Below are 7,051 nucleotides of genomic sequence, written 5' to 3'. Positions count from 1 at the left end.
GTATGCCGTGTCGTGGAACAGAAAGTCGTGAACAGAAAATCTGCCGCCCACATGCTGTGGACGGCAGATTCTCGGCTGTCGAATTTCAACGATTCTGATGTTCAGGGGCGGCTGAGCGCGCTCGCGTTGTCATTGTCGCGAGTGGCCGTCGAACCTGCGGTGCTCTCGAGCATCCCCTCGAGGACGTTCTTGCCGATCGAGGTTTCCTTGGGAAGCGCGATCGGGTAGGTCCCGTCGAAGCACGCGGCGCACAGACGGCTGGCCGGCTGCTCGGTGGCGGCGATCATGCCTTCGGTGGAGATGTATCCGAGCGTGTCCGCTCCGATGGAACGACGCACGCCGTCGAGCATTTCCTCGAACGTCGCGTCTTGTCCGCCCGCGCCGTTGGCGATCAACTCGGCCGGTGAGGCGAAGTCGATGCCGTAGAAGCAGGGCCACTTGACCGGCGGCGAGGCGATACGGACGTGAATTTCGAGAGCGCCGGCTTCGCGGAGCATCCGGATGAGCGCACGCTGGGTGTTTCCGCGGACAATCGAATCGTCCACCACCACAAGGCGCTTGCCGCGGATGACTTCCTTGAGCGGGTTGAGCTTGAGCCTGATACCGAGCTGACGGATCGTCTGCGACGGCTGGATGAAGGTGCGGCCCACGTAGGCGTTCTTCATCAGACCCTGGCCGTAGGGGATGCCTGAGCCCTGTGCGTACCCGACGGCTGCGGGGGTGCCGGACTCGGGAACGGGGATGACCAAGTCACCTTCGGCGGGATGCTCGCTGGCGAGCAGACGGCCGATCTCGACGCGGGTCGAGTGGACCGAACGGCCACCGATGACGCTGTCGGGACGGGCAAGGTAGACGTACTCGAAGACACAGCCCTTGGGCGTCGGATTCGCGAAACGCGAGGAGCGGACGCCGTCGGCGTCGATCGCGAGTAGCTCACCGGGTTCGATGTCGCGAACGAACGACGCACCGACGATGTCGAGGGCTGCCGTCTCGCTGGCGACTACCCAACCGCGGTCGAGTCGACCGAGGCAGAGCGGGCGGATGCCGTGCGGATCGCGCGCTGCGTACAGCGTGTGCTCGTCCATGAAGGTGAGGCAGAACGCGCCCTCCAACGTGGGAAGCAATTCCATCGCGGCCTGTTCGATGGTGCTGTCGCCGGCAGCGTGTGCCAGGAGACCACCGATGAGGTCGGAGTCGGAAGTCGCGGCATTGGGGCGCTTGTCGTTGACCAGGCCGGCTGCACGGGTGCGGCTCGCGAGTTCAGCGGTGTTGACCAGGTTGCCGTTGTGGCCGAGCGCGATGCCGGTGCCGGCAGTGGTCGTACGGAAGATGGGCTGCGCGTTCTCCCACGTCGTGGAACCGGTGGTGGAGTAACGGCAATGTCCGACGGCGACGTGACCTGGCATCGCTGCGAGGGTCTGCTCGTCGAATACCTGGCTGACCAGGCCGAGATCCTTGAACACCAGCACCTGGGAGCCGTCGGCTACCGCAATGCCGGCAGCTTCTTGACCACGGTGCTGAAGTGCGTACAGGCCGTAATAAGTGAGCTTCGCCACATCCTCTCCCGGCGCCCAGACGCCGAATACACCGCATTCTTCGCGGGGCTCGTTCTCGTCCTCGTCGGACGGGTTCGAAGCGAGGAGATTTGGACTGTTGACCGACAGATCGGCACGAGTCACCGGGCGCTCCCTTTGTGGGCAGGGGTTGGGGGGCATCCACAGTCTACGGCCATTTTGGGACTCACTTCCCCTGAGGGCTGCCTTGGGTCTCAGATCACGCCGAAGCGAACCGGATGGTCTCTCTCTGTTACTGCGTCAACCACTCTGTCACTACGCCAACCCCTCTGTTGCTAGGTCAACCGCAGCAGTGGGAGCCAGTGCGCAATTTCGGGAGCGCGGCTACCTGAGGCGTCGACTCTTCCGTCACCTGAGGCCTCGGAGAACTCGAGCAATCCGGTGACCATCTGCAACCACGTCCGAGCGTCCGTCTCGACGACGTTGGGCGGGGTTCCGCGCGTGTGACGCGGACCTTCGATGCATTGCACCGCAACAAACGGTGGGACCCGCACCTCGACGCTCGATCCGGGGGCGATCTGTTCGAGAGTGCGCGCACTCATCTTCACTGCCGCACCGAGTTCACTGCGCGAAGGCTTCGGCAGTTCCGGATCTCGAAGCCACGGGCCGACGGCCAGGACGGCGGCACGAAATTCGGCGGGGTCGACGGCGCGGCGGGGCGGCATCAGTTCACTCCATGTCTGCGAGTAGCGATACGAACGGCAAGTGCGCCACCGGCATTCGTGGCCAGGTGCAGCAGGGCGGGGGCAAGTACGCTGCCGCCACGGCGGTGCAGCCACTCGAACAGCAATGCCGAAGCGCCGGTGAACGCCACGGCTGCGGGAACGTTGTCGCCGGCACCGCGGGCGGGAGCGACGTGCCACAGCCCGAAGGTCAGTGCGTGAACAGCCTGCGCGGTCGGCCTGTTCAGTTCGCGGCTCCAGACGGCCGACATCGCGCTACGGAACAACAGTTCCTCGGAGAGCACCGTCCCGAACGGGATGTGCAGGATGATCCATTCGAGGAAGTCTTCGCGGCCGTCTGCTCGCTCGTCGGCAGCGAGAGTCGCGCGCAAGGAGGGAACGGCCAAAGCGACGCTGTAGCCCGTGAGGACCGCCCCCGCCGCGGCTCCGCCGAACTGAGAACCACCACGAATGCCGGTGTGCGCCAAGCCGAGTTCCTCGCGGGTGTAACCACGTGCGAGTAGGACTCCGATGGCCGACAGACCGGCCGCGGTGTTGACCACGGCGCGGGCTCGGGGCGAAAGACCGAATGCCGGAAGCACGACGTTGCTCCAGGTGATCGCGGTAGCGGAGAGCGCGATCGAGGCGACTCCCCTCACTTCTCGGGGCCCTCTGATTTCACGGCGACAACCAATGCCGACCGCACCCGCTCGGTTTCTGCGGCCGTCCATCCCTCAGGCTGGACGACGCTGATCCAGGCGTCCAGAACGGAGGTTCCGTAATTGTGACCATGGCCGTCCGGAACTCCCGCGGCGTTACCGAGGTCTGCAGACACCTGCCAGAACGTCACGACCGGGAACCATTTCATTGACGGCGAGCGGTCGAAACCGGGCACTTCCTTGAGCCACTCGGGCCGATTGAACATGAGGTCGGGTGACCACCACACCACTGGATCGGAAGGGTGCTGGACAAACAGAACCCGCGGCTGCGGCCACGTCATCCCGTCGGTCGGAATGTCTTCGGAGCGATCCGCGAACCGCACGCCGGCCAAGCCGTCCGCGTAGACAGGAGCTACTTCGGGAGTGCCTGGATCGCGCCTCTTCTCGATCGAACGCCACAACTGCGTCGCGTTCGGTGGGCCAACCCACAGAATTCCGTCGGCGGTATCGCGTGCCGCCTGCAGTGTGTCGAAGGCTCCGGCGCCGGCCATGACGCCGAGGCTCTCGCCGTAGACCATGAACTTCGGCCTGGTGGCTTCCGGTTCCTGGAGCCATCTTTCGTGTACCCGCTCGATCAACAGGCGTCCGGCAGCTTGCGCCTTCTCCTGGTCGGCGAGGAACGAGATCCAACTCGGCAGGTACGAGTACTGGCTGGCGACAAGAGCAGTGTCGCCGTCATGCACAAGTTCGATTGCCTGTGCCGCAGTGGGATTGACCCACCCCGTACCCGTCGTCGGAATGACCACGAGGACCTTGCGTTGGAAGGCGCCGGTTCGCTCCAGCTCCTTGATGACCAGATCCATACGCTCTTCGGGATCTTCGGCGCTTTCAAGTCCGGCATATACGCGAATCGGATCCATCGCAGGCTTACCGGTTGCCGCTTCGAGTTCCTGCGCGTCGAGTCCGCGCGAGACGAAGTTTCGTCCCTCGAACCCCAATGTGTCCCAGGGAGCGGCTGATTCGGGGCTACCCGATTTCATCGGATCCTGCGGTTCGACGACGCCGTCGCGAGTGGTCGAGTTCTGCAGACTGAAGATCGAGTTGGTCGCTGCATAGATTCCGCGGACCAGGACGCCGTCGACCAGCATGAAGAACAGGACGGTGACAACCAGGACACCGACGCCATTGGCCACCGACCGTGACCAGTGGAACCGCCGCATCAGCTGTCGGGCAATCAGTTTCACCAGATCGTGGAGGACTCGCCAGATCGAGATGAGCAGGCCACCGACGAGCAGGCTCAGTCCGAGGGTTCGGATGTAGCCGGAAGTGGTCGTGCCTTCGGCATCGGTCAGTGCCGCGATTTCACGTTGCCACCCGGCCGCGTAGACCAGCATGATGATCGCCGCGACGATGGACGCGACCGGAACGAAGACCTTGATCGCGGAAGGCACCGGCTCGGGCAGTGGCCACCACCGTCGACCGCTGAGCAGGTATCGCTCGACAGCCCAACCGATCGCAGTACCGACGCCGTAGCCGATGGCCGAGTTGATACCGCCGATCAGACCTTGGAAAAGCCAATCGCGCGGCAACAGCGAAGGGGTCAACGACCAGCAGAAGAAGAACGCGGCAAACGCGATGCCGGTGAAGTCGAGTTTGAGGAGCCCCCACGCCCACTCGGTGAAGCGGTTGTCGAGCTTCTCGAGGGGTGCGGGAACAGCCAGCCGCGGGTGGTGTTCCTGCGGCTGGCTGTCAGAAGAAGTCAGTTCTCCGGAATCGACCATCTATCACCCGAACAGTGCGGGCAGCGTTCCCTCGAAGGCCTCACGGAGCTTGGCCATCGTGACGGAGAAGTGTCCCTGGACCTCGACGGAGTCGCTGCCCTCGTCGACGACCCCGATACGCGTCCACGGCAAGCCGCGGGCGGTGCACATACCGGTGAAGCGAGTCTCCTCGGTACGCGGAACTGCAACGAGGACGCGTCCCGACGATTCCGAGAACAAGGTCACGAACGGATCTGCGCCCTCGGGAATCAGGATGCGGCAACCGGTTTCGCCGGCCAGCGCGGCTTCGACGACAGCCTGGGCCAGTCCACCCTCGGAGAGGTCGTGGGCTGCGGTGACGAGACCGTCACGCGAAGAGGCGAGCAGAATGTCGGCGAGCAGTTGCTCACGGGCGAGGTCGACCTTCGGCGGCACGCCACCGAGGTGACCGTGCTCGACCTGCGACCAGATGGAGCCGTCGAACTCGTCGTGGGTGTCGCCGAGCAGGATCAGCGTCTCGCCGGGCTCGAGTCCGAGGCCCGTCGGGATGCGGCGGTGAACGTCGTCGATCACACCGAGGACGGCAACCACCGGCGTCGGCAGGATTGCCGTGGATCCGGTCTGGTTGTAGAAGCTGACGTTGCCGCCGGTGACGGGGATGCCGAGGGTGGCGCAGCCGTCGGCAAGGCCGCGAACGGCCTGCTGGAACTGCCACATGACACCCGGGTCCTCGGGAGAACCGAAGTTCAGGCAGTTGGAGACGGCCTTGGGCGTTGCGCCCGTGACTGCCACGTTGCGGAAAGCCTCGGCCAACGCGAGCTGCGCACCGGTGTACGGGTCGAGCGCGGTGTAGCGGCCCGAAGCGTCGGTGGACAGTGCGATTCCGCGTCCGGTCTTCTCGTCGATGCGGATGACACCGCCGTCGGCGTTCTCGGCCAGGACGGTGTTTCCGCGGACGTAGCGGTCGTACTGCTCGGTGATCCACTTGCGGCTGCACAGGGCAGGCGAGGCGATCATCTTCAGCAGGGTCGCTTCGAGCTCGGCGTCGGTTTCGGGACGCTTCAGTCCGGCGGTCGTATTCGCGATCAAGGCATCCTGCGTTGCCGGACGCTCGACGGGGCGGTGGTAAACCGGACCCTCGTGCGCGACGGTGCGCGGGGGAACGTCGACGACAGTCTCGCCGTGCCAGGAGATGGTGAGGTGCTCACCGTCGGTGACCTCGCCGATGTCGGTGGCCAGGACGTCCCACTTCTTGCAGACCTCCATGAACGCATCGACGTTCTCGGGCGTGACCACGGCGCACATGCGCTCCTGCGATTCGCTCGAGAGCACCTCGGCCGGGGTCATTCCGGTGGCGCGCATCGGAACCTTCTCGAGGTTGATGTGCATGCCGCCGTCGCCGGCCGCGGCCAGCTCGGAGGTGGCGCAGGACAGCCCGGCGCCGCCGAGGTCCTGGATGCCGACGACGAGGCCGGCCTTGTAGAGGTCGAGACAGCACTCGATGAGCACCTTCTCGGTGAACGGGTCGCCGACCTGAACCGCGGGCAGCTTCTTACGTCCGCCGGTGTCTCCACCCTCGTCGTCGAACGTCGCCGACGCGAGGACCGAGACGCCGCCGATTCCGTCGAGACCGGTGCGTGCGCCGAACAGGATGATCTTGTTGCCCGCGCCCGAAGCGAAGGCCAGATGCAGATCCTCGACGCGCATGACGCCGGCAGCGAGGGCGTTGACCAGCGGGTTACCTGCATAGGACTCGTCGAAGACCGTCTCGCCGCCGATGTTCGGCAGGCCGAGGGAGTTTCCGTATCCACCGACACCGCGCACGACACCGTCGACGACGCGACGGGTATCGGGGGCGTCAGCAGCACCGAACCGAAGCTGATCCATGACGGCGATCGGACGAGCACCCATGGCCATGATGTCGCGGACGATGCCGCCGACACCGGTCGCCGCACCCTGGTAAGGCTCGACGTACGACGGGTGGTTGTGGCTCTCGACCTTGAACGTGACTGCCCAGCCGTCACCGATGTCGACGACGCCGGCGTTCTCACCGATACCGGCCAGCATGTTGGCGCGCATCTCGTCGGTGGTGGTCTTGCCGAAGTATCCGAGGTGGACCTTGGAGGACTTGTACGAGCAGTGCTCGCTCCACATCACCGAGTACATCGCCAGTTCGGCGTCCGTGGGACGGCGGCCCAGGATCTCCTTGATGCGTGCGTATTCGTCGTCCTTGAGACCGAGCTCCTTGAACGGCTGAGCGGCATCGGGATCAGCCGATGCGTGCGTGACGGTATCGACCTGGTGAGCAGACACTGGAGAGTGGTCCCTTCCCTACGGGAGTCAAGAGGCAAGCCGGCGCGGAGCGGGACACCACGAATGTGCCCAACGAAAGAACG

General features: G+C 64.9%; 5 protein-coding genes. All 5 read right to left on the bottom strand.

Translation table 11 applies throughout. The features are described 5' to 3' along the window. Positions 1-101: 101 nt before the first annotated feature. The 5 genes from purF to purL all read right to left on the bottom strand — a co-directional run bounded on the left by purF (position 102) and on the right by purL (position 6,968). Positions 102-1,679: an amidophosphoribosyltransferase gene (gene purF, locus A2J01_RS33550; protein ID WP_003940541.1), complete on the bottom strand. Its 1,578-nt coding sequence runs from the start codon at positions 1,677-1,679 to the stop codon at positions 102-104. Between the two features lie 170 nt (positions 1,680-1,849). Next, positions 1,850-2,239, bottom strand: a complete 390-nt coding sequence (locus A2J01_RS33545) for a sterol carrier family protein (protein ID WP_007733822.1) — start codon at positions 2,237-2,239, stop codon at positions 1,850-1,852. Then, complete coding sequence (locus tag A2J01_RS33540; protein ID WP_047271084.1) at positions 2,239-2,895, bottom strand: CPBP family intramembrane glutamic endopeptidase; 657 nt, start codon at positions 2,893-2,895, stop codon at positions 2,239-2,241. The genes A2J01_RS33545 and A2J01_RS33540 overlap by 1 nt, the downstream gene beginning before the upstream one ends. Next, positions 2,892-4,676 (bottom strand): alpha/beta hydrolase, encoded by a 1,785-nt coding sequence (locus tag A2J01_RS33535; protein WP_047271085.1) that lies wholly within the window; start codon positions 4,674-4,676, stop codon positions 2,892-2,894. The genes A2J01_RS33540 and A2J01_RS33535 overlap by 4 nt, the downstream gene beginning before the upstream one ends. 3 nt (positions 4,677-4,679) lie before the next feature. Then, complete coding sequence (gene purL, locus A2J01_RS33530) at positions 4,680-6,968, bottom strand: phosphoribosylformylglycinamidine synthase subunit PurL (protein WP_003940379.1); 2,289 nt, start codon at positions 6,966-6,968, stop codon at positions 4,680-4,682. Positions 6,969-7,051 lie beyond the last annotated feature (83 nt).

The organism is Rhodococcus sp. EPR-134, assembly GCF_001647205.1.
GTDB classification, from domain to species: domain Bacteria; phylum Actinomycetota; class Actinomycetes; order Mycobacteriales; family Mycobacteriaceae; genus Rhodococcus_F; species Rhodococcus_F qingshengii.
Note: the sequence above shows the minus strand (reverse complement) of the source record. Positions and strands in the feature narration are given on the sequence as shown.

Excerpts from the sequence above, each read along its gene's own strand:
- A2J01_RS33545 (WP_007733822.1), bottom strand. The coding sequence starts at position 2,239 with ATGCCGCCCCGCCGCGCCGTCGACCCCGCCGAATTTCGTGCCGCCGTC.
- A2J01_RS33535 (WP_047271085.1), bottom strand. The coding sequence starts at position 4,676 with ATGGTCGATTCCGGAGAACTGACTTCTTCTGACAGCCAGCCGCAGGAA.